General features: G+C 71.1%; 14 protein-coding genes and 1 pseudogene. 8 read left to right on the plus strand and 7 right to left on the minus strand.

All coding sequences use genetic code 11. The features are described from left to right. The first annotated feature begins 6 nt into the window (after positions 1-6). Positions 7-597 (plus strand): hypothetical protein, encoded by a 591-nt coding sequence (locus tag QF037_RS06140; RefSeq protein WP_307022610.1) that lies wholly within the window; start codon positions 7-9, stop codon positions 595-597. Position 598: 1 nt separating this feature from the next. Here QF037_RS06140 and QF037_RS06145 read toward each other — a convergent pair whose 3' ends face one another. From QF037_RS06145 to QF037_RS06170, 6 genes and pseudogenes are all read right to left on the minus strand, one after another. Further along, positions 599-2,428 (minus strand): hypothetical protein, encoded by a 1,830-nt coding sequence (locus QF037_RS06145; RefSeq protein ID WP_307022612.1) that lies wholly within the window; start codon positions 2,426-2,428, stop codon positions 599-601. Positions 2,429-2,478: 50 nt separating this feature from the next. Then, positions 2,479-4,213 (minus strand): annotated as a pseudogene (locus QF037_RS06150) (hypothetical protein). 2 nt (positions 4,214-4,215) lie between these two features. Continuing rightward, on the minus strand, positions 4,216-5,118 hold the full coding sequence (locus QF037_RS06155; protein WP_307022614.1) for a carbohydrate ABC transporter permease: 903 nt from the start codon (positions 5,116-5,118) through the stop codon (positions 4,216-4,218). Further along, on the minus strand, positions 5,115-6,026 hold the full coding sequence (locus QF037_RS06160) for a carbohydrate ABC transporter permease (RefSeq protein WP_307022616.1): 912 nt from the start codon (positions 6,024-6,026) through the stop codon (positions 5,115-5,117). The genes QF037_RS06155 and QF037_RS06160 overlap by 4 nt, the downstream gene beginning before the upstream one ends. A 123-nt stretch (positions 6,027-6,149) precedes the next feature. Continuing rightward, positions 6,150-7,469, minus strand: a complete 1,320-nt coding sequence (locus QF037_RS06165) for an extracellular solute-binding protein (protein WP_307022618.1) — start codon at positions 7,467-7,469, stop codon at positions 6,150-6,152. A 276-nt stretch (positions 7,470-7,745) separates the two neighbouring features. Then, positions 7,746-8,876 (minus strand): ROK family transcriptional regulator, encoded by a 1,131-nt coding sequence (locus QF037_RS06170; RefSeq protein WP_307022620.1) that lies wholly within the window; start codon positions 8,874-8,876, stop codon positions 7,746-7,748. Between the two features lie 281 nt (positions 8,877-9,157). On the opposite strand from QF037_RS06170, the gene QF037_RS06175 reads away from it, so the two are divergent. From QF037_RS06175 to QF037_RS06200, 6 genes are all read left to right on the plus strand, one after another. Beyond that, positions 9,158-10,096 (plus strand): N-acetylglucosamine kinase, encoded by a 939-nt coding sequence (locus tag QF037_RS06175; RefSeq protein WP_373463671.1) that lies wholly within the window; start codon positions 9,158-9,160, stop codon positions 10,094-10,096. Positions 10,097-10,264: 168 nt separating this feature from the next. Continuing rightward, positions 10,265-12,199 (plus strand): phosphatase PAP2 family protein, encoded by a 1,935-nt coding sequence (locus tag QF037_RS06180; protein WP_307022624.1) that lies wholly within the window; start codon positions 10,265-10,267, stop codon positions 12,197-12,199. 92 nt (positions 12,200-12,291) lie between these two features. After that, positions 12,292-13,965 (plus strand): phospholipid carrier-dependent glycosyltransferase, encoded by a 1,674-nt coding sequence (locus tag QF037_RS06185; RefSeq protein ID WP_307022626.1) that lies wholly within the window; start codon positions 12,292-12,294, stop codon positions 13,963-13,965. 71 nt (positions 13,966-14,036) lie between these two features. Continuing rightward, positions 14,037-14,960 carry a MurR/RpiR family transcriptional regulator gene (locus QF037_RS06190; protein WP_307022628.1) on the plus strand — a complete coding sequence of 308 codons (924 nt, stop codon included), beginning with the start codon at positions 14,037-14,039 and terminating at the stop codon, positions 14,958-14,960. A 458-nt stretch (positions 14,961-15,418) separates the two neighbouring features. Beyond that, positions 15,419-15,793 carry a hypothetical protein gene (locus QF037_RS06195; protein WP_307037012.1) on the plus strand — a complete coding sequence of 125 codons (375 nt, stop codon included), beginning with the start codon at positions 15,419-15,421 and terminating at the stop codon, positions 15,791-15,793. A 163-nt stretch (positions 15,794-15,956) separates the two neighbouring features. Continuing rightward, positions 15,957-18,239 carry a SpoIIE family protein phosphatase gene (locus QF037_RS06200; RefSeq protein WP_307037014.1) on the plus strand — a complete coding sequence of 761 codons (2,283 nt, stop codon included), beginning with the start codon at positions 15,957-15,959 and terminating at the stop codon, positions 18,237-18,239. 213 nt (positions 18,240-18,452) lie between these two features. Here QF037_RS06200 and QF037_RS06205 read toward each other — a convergent pair whose 3' ends face one another. Then, complete coding sequence (locus QF037_RS06205; protein WP_307022630.1) at positions 18,453-19,082, minus strand: peptidoglycan-binding domain-containing protein; 630 nt, start codon at positions 19,080-19,082, stop codon at positions 18,453-18,455. Positions 19,083-19,252: 170 nt separating this feature from the next. On the opposite strand from QF037_RS06205, the gene QF037_RS06210 reads away from it, so the two are divergent. Continuing rightward, a complete protein-coding gene (locus QF037_RS06210; protein ID WP_307022632.1) occupies positions 19,253-21,697 on the plus strand; it encodes a polysaccharide lyase 8 family protein in 2,445 nt (814 codons plus the stop codon). Position 21,698 lies beyond the last annotated feature (1 nt).

Raw genomic sequence — 21,698 nt, forward strand, 5'->3', positions numbered from 1 at the left:
TACCGCATGGGGTTGGACATCACCGTGCTCGCCGTCGACTGGGAGCATCTCGAAGCCACACCGTTCGAGGAACGGCTCGGGCTGCTGGAGGGCGCCGCGCTTCCCGAGGACGAGATCGACTGGCACGCGGAACCGCGGAAGGGCTGGGTGTTCCCGGCGGCGTCGGACGTGCCGTGGTGCGGCCGCTACGAGTTCCACAGCACCACCGGCTCGTACAAGCCGCACTTCTGGGCGGGACACGCCTGGGAGGACGTACGGGACTTCGCCGGCCCAGCGCTGCGGGAGCAACTGAACGGGTTCCTGAGCCCGTTGCTCTGGGACGAGGACGAGACCGGCCTCTTCCCGGCCGACCCCGAACCTTGGCGCCCCAGGCTGCTGCTCGCCTGTCCCCCGCCAGCCGTCTCCGCGCTGACCGTCCACTGGGCCCTGGCGGAACCGCTGCTGGAGAGCCTGCGCGAACCGTTCGCCGTGCACGCCGCGTCTCCGGGCCGGTGGATCGAGGACTTCGACGAGTTCTCGGTGCTGCTGCGCGAGTGGGCGGTCGTGGTGGGCGAGGCCGACCGGCGGGGCTGGGGACTGGTCGGCCTGCCCCAGTGATTCAGCGGTGCAGGGTCAGCTCCGGTTCGCCGTGGGCGTCGCCCGCGATGTCACCGATCACGGCGGTGAACGCCTCGGTCCGGACCGTCAGGCCCTCGGCGCCCTGTTCGGCCGTCACCGTGAACGTGCCGCCGGGGCCGTAGCGCACCGCGAAGACATGCAGGTCCTCGGGGGCGTCCGGGACCGGGTCGGCCTCCAGGGCCGTCGAGGAGACCAGATGGCTCCAGCCCTCGTCCGGGTTGCCGTAGCCGCGGGGGTCGGCGGCCAGCGCGAAGGCGGCCTGCTGCTGGGTGGCCTCCGAACGGGCGTCGAAGTGGACGGCGCCCTCCGACTCCGGGTGGGTGAGCCGGAGTTCGCCGACGGAGGCGACCCGGGCCTCGGCGGTCCGGCGGACCCGGTCGTCGTCGTCCGCGGCGTACGGCATCCCGGCGAGCAGATACGGCGTGCCGGGGAGGCGTTCCACTGCGACCGTCACCCACAGGCTCGTGCCGTCGGTGACGTACAGGGACCGCACGTGCCGCAGGACGTGGTCGCGGCCGACGACCGGCTTGGTGACCAGCTTGGCCACCAGACCCTCGGCACGGACGTCACGGACCCGGACCTCGCCCATCGGGCGGCAGAACACGAAGCCGTCGACGACCGGACCGTACCCGTGCTGACGGTCGACGGCGGCGGGCAGACAGTACGTGCCGTCGGCCTCGATGACCGACGGCGTCATGTGGCTGTCGAAGGCCACCGACACGGTTCCCGCCCGGAGTTGATGACGGGCGGGCGCGGCCGACGGCGTACGGTGCCAGCGCGTGGTGTCCTCGATCTGCCAGACCAGCATCCACGCGAAGTGCCCGTCGACCCCGCCGTCCGCCTTCACCGCATGCCGGGCCCAGCGGCTGTCGCCCCGGTAGCGGCCCAGGTCGGAGCCGATCCGGGCGCCGAAGTAGCGCAGGCCCAGCACCGACTCGAACGCGGAGTGCTGCTCGCTGTAGCGGGGCCCGCCGTTGTCGAAGCCGCCGTTGGTCAGGCGGGCGTCGATGTAGCGGGCGAGGGCGTCGCCGTCCTCCGCGAAGATCTCCTCGCCGCTGACCCGATGGGCCTGGGCGAGGAAGGACAGCGAGATCGGGCCGTAGTTGTTGTCGTAGGCGCCACCGTGCTCGGGGGGCAGCAGGGCGCCGCGGTCACGGACCCGGTGGGCGCGGATCCCGTCGACGTACAGCTCCACGGCGCGCCCGCGGACCGACTCCCGTTCCGGGGACGGCAGATGGCGCGACAACATCAGCCCGCCCACGACGCAGCCGATCGCCTGGTTGCCCGCCTCCTGCGGGTTGAAGAACGTCGCCTCGGTCAGCCAGCGCCAGTAGCCGCGCGCCACCTCGACCAGTTCGACGCGCTGCGCGTCGTCGACGAGACCGTCCGCCGTGTCCAGCACGTTGACCGCCTGGAGCAGCGCCCACACCGTGCTGGGCCAGTCGCCGATGGGGTGCGCGCCGACCGCGAGGGTGTAACGGGCGTACGGCAGACCGGAGTTGCGGGCCCGCAGATTCGGGTAGCCGGGGTTGTCCTCGACGTACACCCGCTCCCGCAGATGGAAGGCGAGGCTGCGGCGGACCGCCTCCGGCAGCCTCGGGTCCTTCGTGCGCTGCCAGGCGAACGCGAGGAGCGAGGTGATGCCGAGGGAGGTGTCGCCGATGTCGTCGACACAGTCGGGGTGTTCGAGGTTGCCCTCCGGCGTGAGCCGGGCCAGGGCCTGCTCGACGACGTCGGCGAGGACGGCGTCGTACGCCTCCGGGGTGTCCGGGAGGTCGTGCAGCGGGCCGCGCTGGTGGAGGAGGTGCACGGGTGGATCAGCCCTTCATGCCGGAGATGGCCATGGCGTGGGTCGCCGGGTCACACGGGAGGTGCGGGCCGGCGAGCGCGCAGTGCGACGGTCAGCGTGTGCGGGCCGAGTCCACCGATGTAGACACGGTTCCCGGTCGTCTCATCGGTGCCGCCGACCACGGTGTAGTCCTGGCCCGGGTCGTACCGTAGTACGTCGCTCCGGTCCGGCCCGGCCAAGGGTTCGCCCGCCTCGACGTCGGCCTCGACCCGGATCTCGTCGTCGCCGACCCGGTAGGTCAGCGGCCCGGTCGTCAGGCACCAGCGTCCGTCGCCGATCGGTACGGCGCCCTCGGGCACGCCACCCGGCCGGAAGGTCAGTTCAAGGGCCCAGGGCACCGGTGGGCCGCTGATGTCGATCCGCAGGTCGGCCCCGTCCTCCCGCAGGTCGACCTCGACTCGGGTCGCGTGGGAGACCTCGTCCTGAGGGCGGTCGGGGAAGGCCATCGCCGCGGAGAAGCGGCCCTCGTCCACCAGGCGGTAGGCGCCGTCGTCGCGCCTCAGGTCCTTCGGGAGCGGCTGGTAGTAGGCGGTTGTGAGGGTTTGGGTGAGCCGGTACCGGTTGTCGGCGAGCTGTTCCATGTCGGCGGCACGGAACGGGCCCAGGTCGAAGAACACCCGCGAGAGGCGGACCGCGTCGAGGACGGCGGCACCGGCGAACAGCCGCAGGAAGGTGGGGTTGCAGGCGAGGCCCGAGCGGATGCGCCGGTGCTCGGGCACGTCGGAGCCGCCCGTACACGACGGTGTGCGCGGTGGCCGAGACGTGTGCGGCGAGGCGTGCGGTGGTGAGATACCGGTCGCGCGGGAGCTTCTCCGCGTCCGGGGCCGGCAGGGCTCGGCACAGGTCAGGGGTGAGGAGGGTCTCGGCGAGCAGGTCGGGGTCGTCGATGCCGTCGGCGGCCGCCAGGCGGGCCGCGCGGGCGAAGTCGCCCCGGCCGGTGCGGATCGCCAGCAGCCGGTAGTGCGGCAGGTAGGGCCACAGCGCGAACGAAAGCCTCTGGTCCTGGCGACGCGAGTGGACGGTCTCCACCGTGCCGTCCGGTCTGATCAGGTCCAGGGTCGCGGCGAGGTTGCGTTCGACGGCGTCCAGCAGGTCGGTACGCCCGAGCACCTCGGCCAGCAACAGCAGCGCCGGGTTGGTCACGATGGACGCGTAGACGGCGCTGCGTTCCGAGTACAGGCCCTCCGCGTCGATGTCGACGCCCTCGGCGAGCCACTCCTCGACGCGGGCGAGCAGCCGGTCGTCCGGGAAGGACCGGTGCAGCCGGGCCAGCGCCGCGGACAGCTCCCAGCGGTGGTTCGGGGTGTGCACTCCACCGGTGAGGAGACTTCCGGTGGCGGCGCCGGCGATCTCGGCGAGCGCCGCCGTGACATCGCGCAGTTCCGGACCCGCGCCGGCGGCGAGGACGTGCGCGTCGCACACGTCGTTGACGGTGAAGGCGGAGTCCGGCGGTGACTGGACGTTGTCGCCGCCCGCGAAGAGGCCGGTGCTGGTCTGCGCGGCCCGCAGGGCACGGAGGTGGGTGGTCGTCGCGGCGACGGCCCAGCCGCTGCCGTGCAGTGCCGAGTCCGGGGAGCGATAGGCCGCGATCAGGGTCTTCGCCCGGCGGGCCAGGACGCGGTGGGTCACGCCGATGGGTTCCACGTCCGGGCCGGCCGCCAGCGGGCCGGCCGCCAGCGGTGCGGCCTGCCGGTCGGCCGCGCGGGCCACCGCGCGGCCGAACTCGTGGTCGAGCGAGACGGGCAAGGTCAGTCCTTCAGGCCGGCGTTGATGTCGGCGTTCATGACGTACTTCTGGAACACCAGGAAGACGACGATCAGCGGGATCATGGAGATGACCGAACCGCCCAGCAGCACCGACCAGTTGATGTTCTGCGCACCGACGAGGCTCTGGATGCCGATCTGCACGGTGAACTTATCGGGGTCGTTCAGCATCAGCAGCGGCCAGATGTAGTCGTTCCACCGCCACTGGAACGACAGGATGGCGAGCGTCAGCATGATGGGCCGGGAGAGCGGCACCATGATCCTCAGGAAGATCGACAGCTCACGCGCGCCGTCGATGCGGGCGGCCTCGATGAGCTCGTCGGGGACCGTCAGGAAGAACTGGCGGAACATGAAGCAGCCGGTCGCGGTGAGCAGGGCCGGGAGGATGATGCCGGAGAGCGAGTTGTAGAAGCCGAGGTCGCGGACCACCAGGAACAGCGGGGCGAGCATGACCTCGGCCGGCAGCATCGTGGTGGCCAGGATGCAGAGGAAGAAGGCCTTGAGCCATTTGTTGTCGTACTTGGCCAGCGCGTAGCCGGTGCAGCAGCTGACTCCCACGGTGAGGATCGTCGCGATCACACACACGAGGGTCGTGTTGATGAAGTACTGGGCGAAGTTGGCGCTTGCCCACGCTTCCTTGTAACCCGACACGGTGGGGTTGTCCGGGAACACCGTCAGCGGAAGGGAGAACAGGTCTCCCGCCGGCTTGAAGGAGCTGAGGACGAACCACAGCACCGGAATCCCGTAGAGGCCCGCCAGGACCCACAGCAGAGTCGTCGGGGCAATCGCGCGCCGAAGCCCGCCGGTTGCCGAGCCACGGGGCCTCTTCTTGGAGACGGCCCGTACGGAGTCGGCGTCGATCTTACGCGGCATGTCTGTGGTTGTCATCGGTTCTCCACCCGCCGGTTGACCATCATCTGGATGGCCGCGACGCCCATCAGGATGAGCATGAGCACGAACGACGCGGCGCTCGCGTAGCCGATCTGGCCGGACTTGAAGCCGGTCTGGTAGATGTACTGGACCAGCAGGTTGTTCGACGTTCCGGGTCCGCCGTTGTTGAGGGAGGCGAACACCGCGTATTCCTTCATCGCGTGGATCGTGTTGAGCAGGATGACGATGAAGGACGTGGGGGCGATGCTCGGCAGGGTGATACTGAAGAACTGGCGCCACGGACCGGCGCCGTCGAGCGCCGCCGCCTCGTAGTACGACGTCGGTACGTTCTTGATCGCCGCGATGAACAGCAGCATCGAGAAGCCCGTCCAGGCCCAGGCCGCCGCCACCACGACCACGATCAGCGACAGGTCCGCGTTCGACTGCCACGGAACGGCGCTTCCGCCGACCTTCTCGATGAGGTAGTTGACCAGTCCGAAGTTCTCACCGAACAGCCACCGCCACAGGACACCCACGATGATGGGCGACAGCAGCCACGGGATGAAGAAGAAGATGCGGGCGACCGACGCGCCCTTGGCGTGCTTGCTCACCAGCAGGTTGGCGATGAGCAGCGAGAGCACGAAGTTCAGTGGGACGAAGAGCACGGTGTACAGCAGCGTGCGAGTCAGCGCGTCGTAGAACGTGGAGTCCCCGGCCAGGTTCTGGTAGTTGTCCAGTCCGATGAACTGGAACGCCCCCACACCCGTGTAGTTCGTGAAGGAGTAGACCAGCCCGATCACCGCCGGCCAGACGAAGAACAGCGCGAACAGCACGACATTGGCCGCGATGAGGACGAGCGGCGCGACGGTGTACTTGCTGCGGCTCCTGGGCGGGCTCACGGACACGTCCGAGGCGCGTTTTGTCATCTTCCTGACTCCGTGCTGGTGGATTGGATTGCGGCGGGCCCATGCCATGAGCCCGGCATCAGGTGGGCGTCCAGGGCCGGGCGGCGGGATCGACACACCGCCGCCCGGCCCTGTGGCCCACGATCAGCCGCCGACCTGCTGGTTGTAACCGGCCACGATGTTCTCCAGGGCCTTGTCGGCCGACTGCTCGCCGTTGATCGCCTTGCCGAGCTCCGCCTTGGTCGGGTCGTCGGCGAGGCTCTTGCCCTTCAGCACCCAGTTCGTCTGGGCCTTGTTGAAGTAGCCGGAGATCGGGTCGTAGAGCGGGATGGACTCGTTGTAGAGCTTGAACGCCGCCTGCGCCGCCTCGGACTTGAAGGGGTACGTCGGGTTCAGACCGGTCTCGACGGGCAGGAACCCGGACGCCTCGCACAGCGCCTGGTAGTGGGCCGGCTCGTACAGCCAGGACAGGAACTTCGTCGCGGCCTTGGCCGCGTCGGCGTTGTTGTTGAAGCCCACCGTCATGCCGCCGCTGTTGACGTCACTGGCCTGCACCGGCTGGGCGGGCGTCGGGACGCTCGCCCACTCGAACTTCGTGATGCTCTCCGCGAAGGAGGCAACCTGCCACACGCCGGACCAGTAGGCGACGACGTCACCGCTCTGGAACATGGCTGACGGGTCGGCGCCGCTGGTCCACACCGACTTCGGCATGACCTTGTCGTCGTTCCATCCGACGAAGGTGTTCACGGCCTTCTTGGTCGCCGCGTCCACCGAGAACTTGCCGGAGTCGTCGGCGTGGACGTACTGCCCGCCCTTCTCGTACACCATGGCGCGCAGCCGGGACGGCGACTGGTCGAAGGTCAGGGAGTACTTGGCGTCGGTCTTCTCCCGGACCTCGTTCGCCGCCTTGATGAACTCGTCCCACGTCCAGGTCTTGTCGGGCGAGGTCGGGTAGTCGACGCCGGCCTTCTCGAAGAGCGACTTGTTGATGAACATGCCGGACGCGGTGACGTCCGAGGGGATGGACAGCACCTTCCCGGACGAGTCCTTGGCGACGAAGTTGGCGTTGATCTTGTTGGTCTTGTTGTTGGCGATGGAGCTGAGGTCGATCAGCTTGTTCGACCAGATCGGGTCCAGCGCCGGTACGGCCGCCACGTCGGGCAGCGAGTTCGCCTGCGCGGAGTTGCGCAGCTTCGTCGTGTAGCCGTCGTAGGGGATGTTGACGAGCTTGACCTTGACGCCGGTTTCCTTCTCGTACTGCGCCACCATCTTCTTCCAGCCCGCGTCCTGCCCCGGAACCGTGGAGATCCAGAACGTCAGCGACTTGGAGGTACCGCCCGAGTCGGAGCCCCCTCCGCAGGCGGAGAGCAGCAGGGCGCCGGCCGAGGCAACGGCAGCGAGGGGAACCATGCGGCGCATGCCGCGGCCGAGTCGGCTGGAGCGCCGTACACCTACATTGGTCATCTTCGATCCCTTTTTCGTCGCAGGGGACGGAGCACGGCGCCGATCATGGCGGCACGGGTGCATTTTGCAGGAGAAGTCGCTTTCCGGGGGCGCGGCCTCGCCCGGCCGCGTCATCCTGACGGGCGAGGATCCCCGGCCTTCACGGCCGTCACCGCACGGGCACGCCCTCGTGCGGTTGCCGTACGTCGAGTACGGGCGGGACGCTCGCTCCAAGTCGGCGTCCCGGCCGACTTAGAAAGCGCTTGTCCGGACATTGGCAGACCGAGCCGGAACCCGTCAATCCTTGGCCCGCGCCACATCGGTCACGGTTTGGACTCCCCGGGCCACGGCAAGCCGGGAAGCACCCACGACGGTGCCGAGATCACCCACCGTGCTGCTGACCACCTCGGTGGGCCAGCTCAGCCGCGCCATCTCCGCCCGCACCCCCGCCAGCAGCTGGGGATCGGCGCCGGTGCTGCCGCCCAGCACGATCAGTCCGGGGTCCAGTACGGCGGTCACCGCGGCGGCCAGGCGGCCGATGTCGGCGGCGTGCCGGTCCACGACCGTACGGGCCGCCGCCCGGCCCTGCTGGGCCAGTGCGAAGAGCTCGTCCGGCGTGCGCGGGCACGGCCCGTCGGCCTCCGGCCAGGCGTCGGCGGCCCGGCGTACCAGCGAGCGGGCGCCGATGTACTCCTCCAGGGCCTCCTGACGCGGCTCCACGCCCTCGTCCCAGGGGTAGGGCAGCCGGGCGAGCTCACCGGCGGCCCCGTTGGCCCCGCGCAGCACCTGGCCCCCGACGACGATGCCGAGACCGATACCGACGCCGATCCGCAGATAGCCGAAGGAGGCGCGGCCCCGGGCGGCGCCTTCGTGCAGCTCGGCCAGCGCGGCGCAATTGACGTTGTTCTCGAGATGGACCGGGACGCCCTTCGGCAGCGCGACGGCCATGGCGTCGAAGACCGGCCCGGCCTTGGCGGTGGCGGGACGGGCTCCCGCGCCGTCCTGGTCCGCGGTGACGTCACCGACGGCGACGACGATGGAGCGCAGCGGAGCACCGTCGGGCAGCGCGAAGACGGCCTCGCGCACGACATCCGCGGCCTCGTCCCGGGAGCCGGTGGCCTGGGCCAGCAGGGTGCCGTCCAGGGCGCAGCCGCGCACCCGGGTCAGGGCGGGGCCGAGGTCGACGGCGAGCACCGCTCCGGCGGCCGATCCCAGACCGTATACGGCGGCGGAGCGCCCGGTGGCGCCGGAGGCGGTGCCGGAGTGGGCGGCGAGGCGGGCGCTCTCGAGTTCCGCGACGGCGGAGGACACCGTCGGCTTCGACAGGCCCGCCAGGCTCGCGAGCTGCGGGCGGGTAGCCGTGCCGGCCTGTGCCAGCACGGCGAATACAGCGCTGGCGCTCTCGGTCAGACGGGGGGCTTCCGCCACGTCGTGTTCCACAGTTCTCCCACGGAGGTCGAGCGCCGCGCCCCCGGGTCGAAGCGTCTTCACGGGGTGCGGCGATGGGATGCCATGACGTCACGCGTTCCCGCCCCGCAGCGGCCCTGCGGTGGTCGAGTGCGCGATTTCTCTTGACGCACTGTACTTCGTTAGTTAACTTCCTAACGAACGTCACGGTACTCGCCTGCCGTGGTCCGTCAGAGGCCCGTCCCGGGGCTTCCCTAGTGCTTCAACTGCCATTCCTCCGGCACGGTTTCGCCCGCCGTCGCATGCTTCAGCGCACCGACGAAAGAGGATCCGTGCAGGACGCCACACCCTCTGGCCCGCTCGTGGTCGGTATCGACGTGGGCGGCACCAAGACGCATTTGCGCGCCTTCGCGGGCGACACCCCGGTCGCCGACCACGTCCGCTCCAGCAGCGGCTGGCGGCCGCACGACCCCGTGACCGCCGCCGACTGGCTCGCCGCGCTGGCCGCCGACGCCCTGCCGACGGGCGCCCGCCCGTCCGCTCTGGCGGTCGGCGGACATGCCTGCGAGACCCCTCGCCAGTGCGCTCAGATCCGCACCGCCCTGCAACTCCACTTCGACGCGCCCGCGCTGGTCGTGGGCGACGCCGAACTCCTCGTGCCCGCGGCGGGCCTGGACAAGGGGGTCGGCCTGGTGGCCGGTACCGGTTCGGTCGCGGTGGGCCGCTTCCCCGACGGGCGCCCGGCTCAGGTCGGCGGCTGGGGTGCGGTCCTCGGCGACGAGGGCGGCGCCGCCGGTCTCGTCCGTGAGGCCGCACGCGCCGTCTGGGCAGCCCATGACCGCGGCGAGGAGCCCGACGCGCTCGCGCGCGGCCTCGTCGCCTCCCTCGGGGTCGCCGAAGTCCCCGCGATCGGGGCGGCGATGGAAGCCGCCAAGGACATCTCCGCCGAGTGGGGCCGGCACGCCCCGGCCGTGTTCGCCGCCGCCGAGGCGGGCTCACCGCTCGCCCTCGCGGTCATCGAGGAGGGCGGCCGGTCGCTGGCCGCGCTCGTCGGACGGCTCGCCGCACGCGGAGTCACGGTGGACGACGTGGTGATCGCGGGCAGCACCGTCCTCGCCCAGCCCGTCCTCTACGACGCCTTCACCTCCGCCCTCTCGGACAGGGTGCCCGCAGCCAGGCCACAGCCCCTGCGGGTACCGCCGGTCCAGGGGGCGGTGGCGCTGGCGCGTTCACTCCTGTGACACCCGCCGGACGCCGGGCCCACCCCCGTCCGCCACGACTCGCCCGTAGATCTTCGCTCGTAAGCCTCATGGGGCACCTCGCGGCCCGCTTCTCCTCCCGCGCCCCACGGGCTGTCATCGCACGACTCCCCCGGCCGCACGGCCGAAGAACTCAAGAGAGGCAGCAGCATGCCGTCATCCGCCGGGCCCCGCTCCACGTCGTCGGTCAGTGAACTCGCCGTGAACAGAAGGGGGTTCCTTCGGACCTCCCTCGGTGTCTCGGCCGGCGTCCTGGCCGCGCCCACCTTCGCTTCGTGGCTCGGGGCCGCGGACGCGAAAGCCGCCACCGGTGCCGCCGCGTTCGTCGACGACTACAAGACCAACATCACGGCGAACCAGACCGCCGAGACCAACGCGGTGCTGCGGATCCTCGGCGGCTTCGCCGAGATCTGGAAGACCGGCGCCGCCTGGAACACCGGCACGCCGCTGCTGCCCGAGATCCTGCGCGCCAACATGCGCTACTGCGCCCGCCTCACGCAGGCGCGCACCGAGGCGCAGGCCAAGGAGGCGTTCGTCTACGACCGCCAGCACCAGAGCTACGCGATGATCGGCGCGCTCGGTCCGCTCGCCGACCTGTACCGGTCGGGCGCCAAGGCGGTCACGTCGATCACCAGCGCGCCGGACACCACACCCGCGACCACCATCAGCGACGCCGTCCCGGCCGGTGCGCCCTCGGGGTCCGCGATCGGCGCCGGCTCGTACACCTCGGACCTCGGCCTGGTCGCCAAGCTGGTCGACACCGTGCGCGGCCCGTTCGCCTCCGGCAACCCGGCCAAGTTCGCCTTCCAGTACCCGCGTCCGTGGCGCATGAACGAGGACAGCGAGGTCGTCGACACCGGGAGGACCGACGCGCTCGGCTTCCCCGTGTACGACTCGGACGTGGTCGTCGTGACCCAGCTGCTGCGTCAGCGCGGCACCAACGCGGCCGAGGACGGCGGCTTCCCCAGCGGCCACACCAACGCCTTCCACCTGGCGGCGCTGGCGTTCGCGTACGCCGTTCCCGAGCGGTTCCAGGAGCTGGTGACCCGCGCCTTCGAGCTCAGCCACACCCGGATCATGTCGGGCATGCACTCCACGGTCGACGTCCTCGGCGGCCGCGTCATGGCCACCGCCCTGGCCGCCGCCGCCCTCGCCGACCCGGCCAACGCCGACCTCAAGGCGGCAGCCCGCGCCCAGGCCCTCGCCTACTTCGAGGCGCGGACCGGCTCGACGGCGGACACGCTCTTCGCCTACGCCCACTCCGACGCCTCGGACGCGTACGCCGACCGCGACGACAACGCCTGCCTGGTCGGGCCCAAGCTGACGTACGTCCTCACCCGTCGGGGCCGCAGCACACCGCTGACCGTGCCGAAGGGCGCCGAGGTGCTGCTGGAGACGCGTCTGCCGTACCTGGACGCCGAGCAGCGGCGCGAGGTGCTGCGCACGACCGCGCTGCCCTCCGGGTACGTCCTGCTGGACGGCTTCGAGCAGTGGGGCCGGCTCAACCTGTTCGCCGCGGCGGACGGTTACGGCTCCTTCGACATCGACGTGAGCGTCGCGCTCGACGCCTCGGCCGGTGGCTTCGGCGGGGCCGACACCTGGCGCAACGACATCGACGGCGACGGCTCGCTGACCAAGCGCGGCACCGGCACCCTCACCCTGACCGGCCACAACCGGTACACGGGTGGCACCGTGGTGCGCGAGGGCGTCCTGTCCGCCGCCTCGGCGCACGCCCTCGGCCACGGCGACGTACGGGTGTCGGGCGGCACGCTGCGGGTGGCCACCAAGTCGTCGGTGCAGATCCACGGGACGTACGCCCAGGAGTCCTCGACGCTCGACGTGACGCTGCGTTCGGGCCGCGGTCCCGCCCTGGAGGTGACGCGGCGCGCGGTGCTCGGCGCGGGCAGCGTGCTGTCGCTGCGGCTCGACGCCGACAAGCCGCCGGCGGCCGGGAGCGTGGTGCGCGTGCTCGACGCCGCGGGACTGCGCGGCCGGTTCGACCAGGTGGAGCTGAACTCCGACACGCTGCGGGCCGTACCCGTCTACACGGCGGAAGGTCTGTCGGTACGACTCCTGAAGCGGTGACCCCCTGAGGGGCGGGAGCTGATGCAGAGTAGGCGCATGAGGCGTCTCCGCATCGCTCCCGCCCCCTCGCGGCCCACGTCATCGCGGGGCGGATGATGGCGCGCGAACTGCACCCGGTCCTCGAACCGCAGACGCCCCCCGACGTACCCGCCCCGCGGCCGGCGGGACGGTCCGGCAGGCCCTGGCTCGTGCCGCTCCTCGTCGTGCTGCTGCTCGCCCAGATGGCCTTCGCCATGGTGACCACCGCCGTGCAGCAGACGCCGACCATCGACGAGCCCGTGTACGTGGGCACCGCCGCCGACTCCTTGCACGCCCACGAGATCCGCTACAACCCCGAACACCCGCCTCTGGGAAAGCTCGTCATAGCGGTCGGGGTGGCCCTCGCCGATCCGCGCTACGACCCCTCCTTCAGCGGCGATCAGGGGCAGGTCGGGCGGCATCTGCTGTACGAGTCCGGCAACGACCCCTGGCAGGTGATGCTGTGGGCCCGGCTGCCGGTGATCGTGCTGACGCTGGCGTTCGGGCTGGTGGTCCTCGCCTTCGCCCGTGAACTCGCCGGCCCTGCGGGCGGGTTGGTGGCGCTCGCCCTGTACGCCTTCTCCCCCGACGTGATCGCGCACGGCTCGCTGGCCACCCTCGACGTGCCCACGGCCGGCTTCCTGCTGACGTCGGTGTGGCTGCTGTGGCGGGCGCGCCTGCGGCCGCGGCTGTACGTGCCGCTCGCCGGGCTTGCCGCCGGGGCGGCGCTGGCGACGAAGATGAGCGCACTGGCAGCCGTTCCGGTGCTGCTGGCACTGGCCGCCTGGTCGGTGTGGCGCCACGACTCCCACGACCGTCGCAGGGCGCTCGCGCGGGCGACCGCTGCGGCGGGTGTCGTGGCGGTGGCCGCGATCGCCGTCGTATGGCTCTCCTATCTGGTGGTGGATCCGCGGCTGCGCTGGAGTCCGCAGCAGCATGTGCCCGCCGTGCACGGTCTGCGGGCGCTGCTCGTCGATCTGATGCCGTTCCCGGAGGCCTACCGGGACGGGATGCGGGTGCAGTTCGGCTTCGAGAACCATCCGTGGCAGGGGTTCCTGTTCGGGCGGCTCTACACCGGCTCCCTCTGGTACTACCTGCCGGCCGCGCTGCTGGTGAAGACCCCGCTCGGCATGCTCGCCCTGTGGGCCGCCGGCGCCGTCGCCCTCGTGGCGGTACGGCGGCTGCGGCCCGCGGCGCCCTATCTGCTGGCCCCCACCGTCGTGCTGCTCGCCGCGGCCATGACCGGTTCCCGGGACTTCGGCACCCGGTACGCCCTGTTCGTGCCGATGTTCCTGGCGGTGGCGGCGGCCGGTGTGCTCGCGGTGCGACGGCGGTGGGCCGTGGTCGCGGCGGCGGCGCTGGTGCTGTTCGTCGCGGTCAGCTCGGTGCGTACGTTCCCCTACTATCTGCCGTACTCCAACGAGGCGTTCGGCGGACCGGCGAACACGCGTCTGCGGCTGCACGACTCCAACGTGGACTGGGGCCAGGATCTGGGCCGCCTCGCCGACCGGCTGCGCGAGCGGTATCCGGCGGAGACGATCTGGCTCGTCTACAAGGGCAGTGGTGTGCCGTCGTACTACGGCATCGACGCATCCGATCCGCGCCGGGTCCCCCCGGAGGACGTGCACGGACTGCTGGTGGTGTCCGACTCCTCGGTCGCCAAGGCCACGGGCCGACTGGCCGAGTTGATCGACAGCAGCCGCTCGATCGATCAAGTCGGTCACTCGATCACGATCTATCGACGGTGACCGCACAACCCCTGGTCACAACAGTGTGTGGGCTATGTTGAGGCACTGTGGAAGACAAAGGAGGCGCACCCGTGCCATCGCCGCAGCAGGCACGCGCACAGGCATCCGCGATCACCTCGGGCAAGTCGGTTCCGGAGGCCGAGGCCTCCCCGACCTCCCAGCTCAGGGCCCTCTTCGACCGGCCCCGGCTCTCCCCGGGGCAGCGCCGTATCGCCCAGTACCTGATCGAGCACATCACCGAGGCGGCCTTCCTTTCGATCACCGATCTCGCCGAGCGGGTGGGCGTGAGCCAGCCCTCGGTGACACGGTTCGCCGCGGCGGTGGGCTTCAGCGGTTACCCCGCGCTGCGGGAGAAGCTCCAGTCCATCGCCCTCGGCACCCTGGCGGGGGGTCCGGCGGCGGCCGACGAGAACAGCGGCAACGAGTTGCAGGCCGCGGTCGACGCCGAGATCGAGAACCTGGAGAACCTGCGGCGCGACTTCGCCGACCCCGACCAGCTCATCGACCTGGGCCGCAAGCTGTCGCAGTCGACCCCGCTGACCGTGCTCGGGGTGCGCATCTCGGTGTCGCTGGCGGAGTACTTCGCCTACGCCGCACGCCGCGTCCATCCCGACGTACGGCTGGTGACCCTGGGCGGCAGCGTCGCCTACGACGCGCTCCTGCAGTCGCGCGAGGCGGGCGGCACCTGGGTGCTGGCGTTCTCCATGCCCCGGCATGCGCAGGAGACCCTCACGGCCGTGCGGGTCGCGCGCAGCGCGGGGCTGCGCGTCGCCCTCATCACGGACCTGGCACTCGGCCCGGTCGCCGACGAGGCGGACATCGTCTTCGCCACCGGCACCGGCTCCCGCCTGGTCTTCGACTCCTACGCCGCCCCCGGGGTGATGGCCGCCGCACTGCTCCAGGCCATGACCGACGCCGACCCCGAGCGGACCCAGGCCCGCCTCGAGGAGTACGAGCAGATCTCCGACCAGCACCAGTTCTTCCTGCGCGACTGACACGGCGGCCCGACACCGCCCCTCCCGGCCCTCTCCGGCCACACCCGACGAACCAGATCACCAAGGGATCAATCGCCTTATTTCACGCATGAATGTTTTCATACGTCTTGCAAACCGGACGGCATATATAAATACTGCTCACGGATCGCCCCCGGCCGCTCTCGGGGCGCGTTCCGCACCCCCGTCCCCACCCTTCGCAACAGCCCGCAGAAAGCCGACGGTCCGCCCATGCGCACGCCGCACCATCCGCCGCGCAGGCGCCGTCTGCCGTCCGGGCCCCTGCGCGAACACCCGAAGCCGCCGCCACCTACCCGCGACGGCGCCTCGGGTGTTCGGACGGGCATCGCCTCGGCGAGCGCCCGCGGCGGCCCCGGCCATCCCCTAGGCCGGGGCCGCCCATACCCGTCGGACCACCCCCTCCTGACGCCGCACACCCGGAAGAGACGGCCATGACTCCCATGACTCTGACGACCACGCGCATCAGCCCGGACTGGCCCTGCCAGGTCAAGACTCCCGGCAGCTACGACTGGGAGCGCTCGGCGGCGAAGTGGCTGCGCGAACTGGTGCCGGCCCGCTACGCCAGCTATCCGGCGCTGATCCGCCACCCCGTGCTGCTGGCCCGGCACGCGCACATCCAGGTCCAGCAGGAGATCCGGGTCGCCCGCACCGCCCTCCAGACCGCCCGCGCCGACCTTCCGGGGCTCGGGCTGCCCGAGTCGGTCATCGAACACACGATCAAGCTGTACGCGGCCGAAGTCCTTCAGCTGCAGCACATCGCCCGCAGCGTACGGGCGGTTTCCCAGGCTCTCGTCGAGCACAGCGCCGGACGTTGACCAGGGCGCACTTTCGAGTGAAACCGGTCCTGACAAGGCGGCGATCGCACCGGGCTGCGTATGCGATGCTCGTCGCGTGACGAGCGAGCCCGCCAGCCCAGCGGAGTCCGGCGCCCCCGACACGGTCGCGCTGGCCAAGATCGTCGCCCGCCAGCGTGCCGAGATGGACCGGCTGCGCGACCAGGCGGCGACCTCGGCTGTCGTGGAACGGGCCAAGGGCGCCCTGATGGCACTGACCGGGTGCTCCCCGGACGCCGCCGGCGAGGAGTTGGTGCAGCGCGCGAAGGCGGCACGCCACACGCTGCTGGAGGAGTGCTGGATCACCCTCGGCGGCCTGGTCCCGCCGGACCCGACCGCCGCCGCGGACACACCGGGACAGGACGCCGTCATCCACGCCTTCCGGGACCCGGCGGCCGACGACGCCCTCGACCTCGGCCGCCTCGGCCGGGCCCTCGCCGGCATCGGCACCCCACAGGATCTCGCCCGGTGCCTGCTCGAACATCTGACGGCCGGCACGGAGTCGGACGCGGTGATGATCTTCGCCCGGCTGCCCGCCGGGGCGCTCGAACTGGTCGGGCACGCCGGCATCGACGAGACCCTGGCCGCCCAGTGGCGCCAGGTGCCGCCGCTGAGCGGGATCGCCGCGCTCGACGCGCTGCGCACCGGGGAACCGCGCTGGCTTGAGGACATCGAGACCGACCGCGAGCGGTACCTGCTCATCGGAGATCCTCCCGAACGCTGGCTCTCCTGTGCCTGGATCCCCGTGATCACCAGGGATCGGGCCGACGTCTGCATCGGGGTCCTGCGCACCCGCGGCGCAGAGTTCACCCCGGCCGTCCGGGAGCATCTGCTCGCCGTCGCGCGGCTGTGCGCCGGCCGGCTGCGCGCGTTCGAACCACGCCGGGGACCGTCCACCGACGCCGCCGTGGACGCCGTACAGACGGTGTTCGACGCGCTGCCGGGCTCGACCATGCTGCTCACCCCGCTGCGTGCCCCGTCCGGTGAGGTCGAGGACTACCGCATCGAGGCCGCGACCGAGGAGACGTTCGACGCCCTCGGCCGTACCGGGCGGGACCTGCTCGGTCTGCGACTGCTGGAGTGCTTCCCCACGCTCGCCGGTGACCCGCTGTGGGAGGGGTGCCGGCACACGCTGGCCACCGGAGAGGCGTACGACGGAGCGCCGTTCGCACAACAGGAGGTGGTGGCGGGCGTCGCGGAGTTGTCCACCTACACCGTGCGGGTCACCCGGCTGGGCGGCGGACTGGCCGTCAGCTGGCTGCGGCACGACTCCTCCGACCGGCAGGAGCAGCGGCTGGCCGACGTCCAGCGGCTGGGGAACCTCGGCTGGGCGAACTGGAACCTGATCACGCATGACGTCAGCTGGTCGTCGCAGGTCTACACCGTGCTCGACCGGGAGCCCGCGGCCGGTCCGGTGCGCCTGACCGCACTGCGCGACCTCGCGGTGCCCGAGGACGCACCCGCCCTGACCCAGGCCGTCGGCGAACTCATGCGCCGGGGCCGGCCGTGCGCCATGCCGTTCCGGATCAGGGCCGCGGACGGGATCCGGCATCTGCGGCTCGTCGCCGAGGCGGTCACCGACGTCCACGGCACGCCCGTCGAGGTGCACGGCTTCGTCCAGGACCTGACCGCACAGCGCAGCGCCGAACTGGCCCTCGTCGAGAGCGAGCAGGCGATCGTGACCCAGCACGACGTCCTGCGCGCCGAACGCACGCTGGCCGCCCGGCTCCAGCACGCCCTGCTGCCCCTGCCGACCCGGCCCGTACAGCCGGCCGGGCTGCAGGTCGAAGTCGCCTATCTGCCCGCCCAGTCCGGGATCCATGTCGGCGGCGACTGGTTCAGCGCCATAGAACTTCCCGACGGCGACGCCCTGTTCGTCGTCGGTGACGTCGCCGGACACGGCATCGACGCCGTCGCCACGATGGCCCAGCTCCGCTTCACCGCCAAGGGCATGGTCATCACGGGCTCTTCGCTGACCGGTGCGCTCACCCGGCTCAACACCCTGCTGCTGCACTCCCGCGACACCCACGGCACGGCCACCCTGATCCTGGCCCGCTACACCCCCGACCAGCACCGCCTGGTGTGGGCGCAGGCCGGGCATCCGGCGCCGCTCCTGCTGCGCGCCGGCGAGGCCCGCTATCTGGACCGGCCCGGCGGCATGCTCCTCGGGGCGAGCTCCGCACCGCACTTCCAGGAGGCCGAGTGCGTGCTCGAACCGGGCGACCGGCTGCTGCTGTACACGGACGGTCTGGTCGAGCGGCCCTCGGAGGGCATCGACCGGGGCTTCACGCGGCTCGCCGAGGCCTTGGTGACCCACCAGGGCGATGAGTCCGGCTCCCTGGGGTCGGTGCTGGCGGACCTGCTGGACGGTGATCGGCGGGACGACGTGTGTGTCGTCGACATCCGGGTGCCGTTGGCCGACCTCTAGCACCGCTTCCGTTTTCACTCGTCGCCGCGATGACGCCAGCACCACAACGCGCCCACGACGAGGGCCAGCAGGAAGACGGCGGGCAGTACGAGGCCCGGGATGCGGGAGACGCTCATCGGCATGGCTTTCGGCTCGGACGGGTGCGTCCATCGTGAGGCCCGTCGCCGCAGGGTCCCGAGCTCTTTCCCCTTGTGTTACCCGCCGTTCGAGAGGTCAGCCCGTACGAGACTCCAGTGCGAGCCGGGTGTCATCGCCGTACACGCCGGTCTCGTCGCCCCGGATGCCGTACCAGACCTGGAAGCGGGCCACGGCCTCGGTGAGGACGGCATCGTAGGTCCCGCTGGTGGAGCCGTTCTCGTAGACGTTCGGGATACGCAGCAGGCGTTGCTGAAGGTCGGTCACCTCGGGGCCGCTGGCACCTTCGCGCAGGGTGCCGGGCCCGTCGGGGTCGGTGACGGCCGGGGTGGTCGCGGCGGAGGGAGTCGGTGTGGCGGACGGCGGGGGCGCCGCGGTGGCGTCGCCGCGGCCCGGCAGCAGGAGGGCGCAGCCGAAGCCGATGAGCGCCGCCGCGCTCACGCCGACCACGATGGCGGCGCGCCGCAGGCCGGGGCCGAAGCCGAAGGGGCGGGCGCCGTCGCCGGCGGGGACGGGCGGCAGTTCCTGTGTCTCGTCCTCGGTGCCGGACAGCCGTCGCGGCATCACCACGGACTCGTAGCGGGTGCTCTCCTGCGGCGGTTCCCTGAAGAGTTCCGCCAGGGCGTCGGTGCGACGGGGGCGCAGCACCCGGATCGGTTCCAGGGGCAGGGGGTCCCGCGGCTGACCGCGCTCGGGGGGTGTCGGCATCTCGCTCTCCTTCCGTCCCGTACCCAGGGGCCGGGTCCGTCCCCTCGCGGAGTGATACGCGGCCACGGCCCGGTGAGTTCAGCGGATCCACCCACCGACAAACGATCGATACGCTCAGCTTGGTGTGAGCTATTGAGCGTTTGATCGATACTGTGCTAGAAACCGCCGTCATGACGACTCGTTGGTCACGCCGCGGCTTTCTGGCCGCAAGCACCGGTACCGCTGTCGCTGTCGGGCTCCCGGCCCAGTCGAGCGCAACCCCCGCGTCCGTCCTCCAGGCAGCGGAGGCGGACGAGTTCACGACGCTGCGGGCGAAGTGGCGCACCCTGCTCCTCGGCGAGGGGTTCAGTCCCACCGCCGAGCCGTTCAGAAGCCGGCTCACCGAACTGGGTACCACCGCGGCCCAGTTGCAGGCCTCCATGGCGCCGGTGCCCGGTTCACTGTGGCCGGATCTGGTGTACGCCGACCCGGAGCCCGACACCGACCAGGAGTCGTACGGCTACTCGGGCAACATGAACGCGAGTTACAACCGACTGAGCACGCTCGCGCAGGCGTACCGCCAGCAAGGCACGGGGCTGACCGGCGACACGACGCTGAGGACCGCCGTCCTCACCGGCCTCGACCACCTGCACTCCGACGTCTACAACGCCGGACGGACCCGCTACGGCAACTGGTACAGCTGGCAGATCGGCGCACCGCAGGCCCTGCTCGACGTGTGCGTGCTGATGTACGACCAGCTCTCGGCGACACAGATCGCCGACTACGTCGCCGCCGTGGACCACTTCGTGCCCGACTCGGCCGTCGCGAGCTACACCGGCACCAGCACCGGGGCCAACCGCGTCGACCTGTGCCGGGTGCTGGCGCTGCGCGGCATCGTCGGCGGTTCGTCCGCGAAGGTCGCGCTGGCCCGCGACGCCCTCTCCCCCGTCTTCCCGTACGTGAGCGGCGGCGACGGTCTCTACACCGACGGCTCGTTCATCCAGCACACGACCGTGCCGTACACCGGCTCGTACGGTTCGGTCATGCTCGGCGGCCTCGGGATGCTGTTCGCGCTGCTCACCGGTTCGAGCTGGGCGGTCACCGACACGAACCGGCAGATCGTGTTCGACGCCGTGGAGAACGCGTGGGCGCCCTTCCTCTACAACGGACTCGTGATGGACGGGGTGTCCGGCCGGGCGATCAGCCGGGGCCTGTCCGCGTCCGACCCGAAGCAGATACAGCAGGACGATCACCTGCGCGGTCATCCGATCCTCGCGTCGATCGTGCTCCTCGGACAGGGCGCGAGCAGCACCGAGAACGCCCGCTGGCGCGGCCTGGTCAAGGGCTGGATGCAGCGGGACTACTACAGCCCGCCGATGAGCAACCCCTCCCTCGGCCTGACGAGCCTGGCCCGGCTCAAGGACGTCCTGGACGACACGTCCGTCACCGCGCTCGCCGAGCCGACCGCCCACCGCCTGTTCACCAACATGGCGCGGGCCACCCACCGCAGACCCGGCTGGGCCGCGTCGATCAGCATGGCCGACCGGCGCATCACCCACTACGAGACCGGCAACGGCGAGAACCTGCGCGGCTGGCACACCGGTTCCGGAATGCTCTACTGGTGGGGCGACACCTACGCCAACGGCCAGTACAGCGACGCCTTCTGGCCCACCGTCGACCCGTACCGGCTGCCCGGCACGACCGCCTCGCGCCGGGTGCTCGCGGACGCGGCCGGCGGCGACTGGGGCGCCTCCCTGCCGGACGTGAACTGGGTGGGCGGCGCAACGGACGGACAGCGGGCCGCGATCGGCCAGTACCTCAAGGGACTTCAGTCCACGCTCCTGGCGAAGAAGTCGTGGTTCTGTCTGGACGACTCGATCCTGTGTCTCGGTGCCGGCATCAGGTGCACCGACGGCACGACCGTGGAGTCGACGATCGAGAACCGCAACCTCGGCCCCACCGGCGGCCACTCCTTCACCGTCGACGGCATCGTCAAGCCGGTCGCCTATCCCTGGTCCGAGACGCTCACCGGCGCGACCTGGGCGCACCTCGGCGGCATGGGCGGCTATGTCTTCCCCGGCGGCGCGACCGTCCGGGCGCTGCGCGACGCGCGCGAGGGCACCTGGAGCGCCGTCAACAAGGGCGGCTCCACGACGGTCCTCCACCGCAGGTACCTGACGGTGTACGTCGACCACGGCACCGACCCGACGAACGGCACCTACGCCTGTCTCCTCATGCCGGGCGCCACGGCCGCCCAGACCCGGGCGCGGGCCGCCGCCACGACCTGGCTCACCGTCCTCGCCAACACCGACGACCAGCAGGGCGTGTCCGTTCCCTCGCTGGGCTTCACCGGCGTCAACTTCTGGTCCGGCGGCACGGCCGGAAGCCTCGTCGCGAGCGATCCGTGCTCCGTGATGATCACCGAGAGGAGCGACGGCACCGCGGTGATCTGCGTCAGCGATCCGAAGCGGATGAACACGAGCCTGACCCTCACCTGGAACCGGGCGGTGTCCGCGGTGGTGTCGAAGCCGTCCACGGTGACCTCGGCGACCACGGGATCCGCGCTTCAGCTGGTCTTCGGGGACATGACCACGTCGGCCGGTGCCACGCAGAAGATCACCGTCAGGCTGGGGTGAC

Origin of the sequence: Streptomyces canus (assembly GCF_030815415.1) — a bacterium.
In the GTDB taxonomy this organism is placed as follows: Bacteria; Actinomycetota; Actinomycetes; order Streptomycetales; family Streptomycetaceae; genus Streptomyces; species Streptomyces canus_F.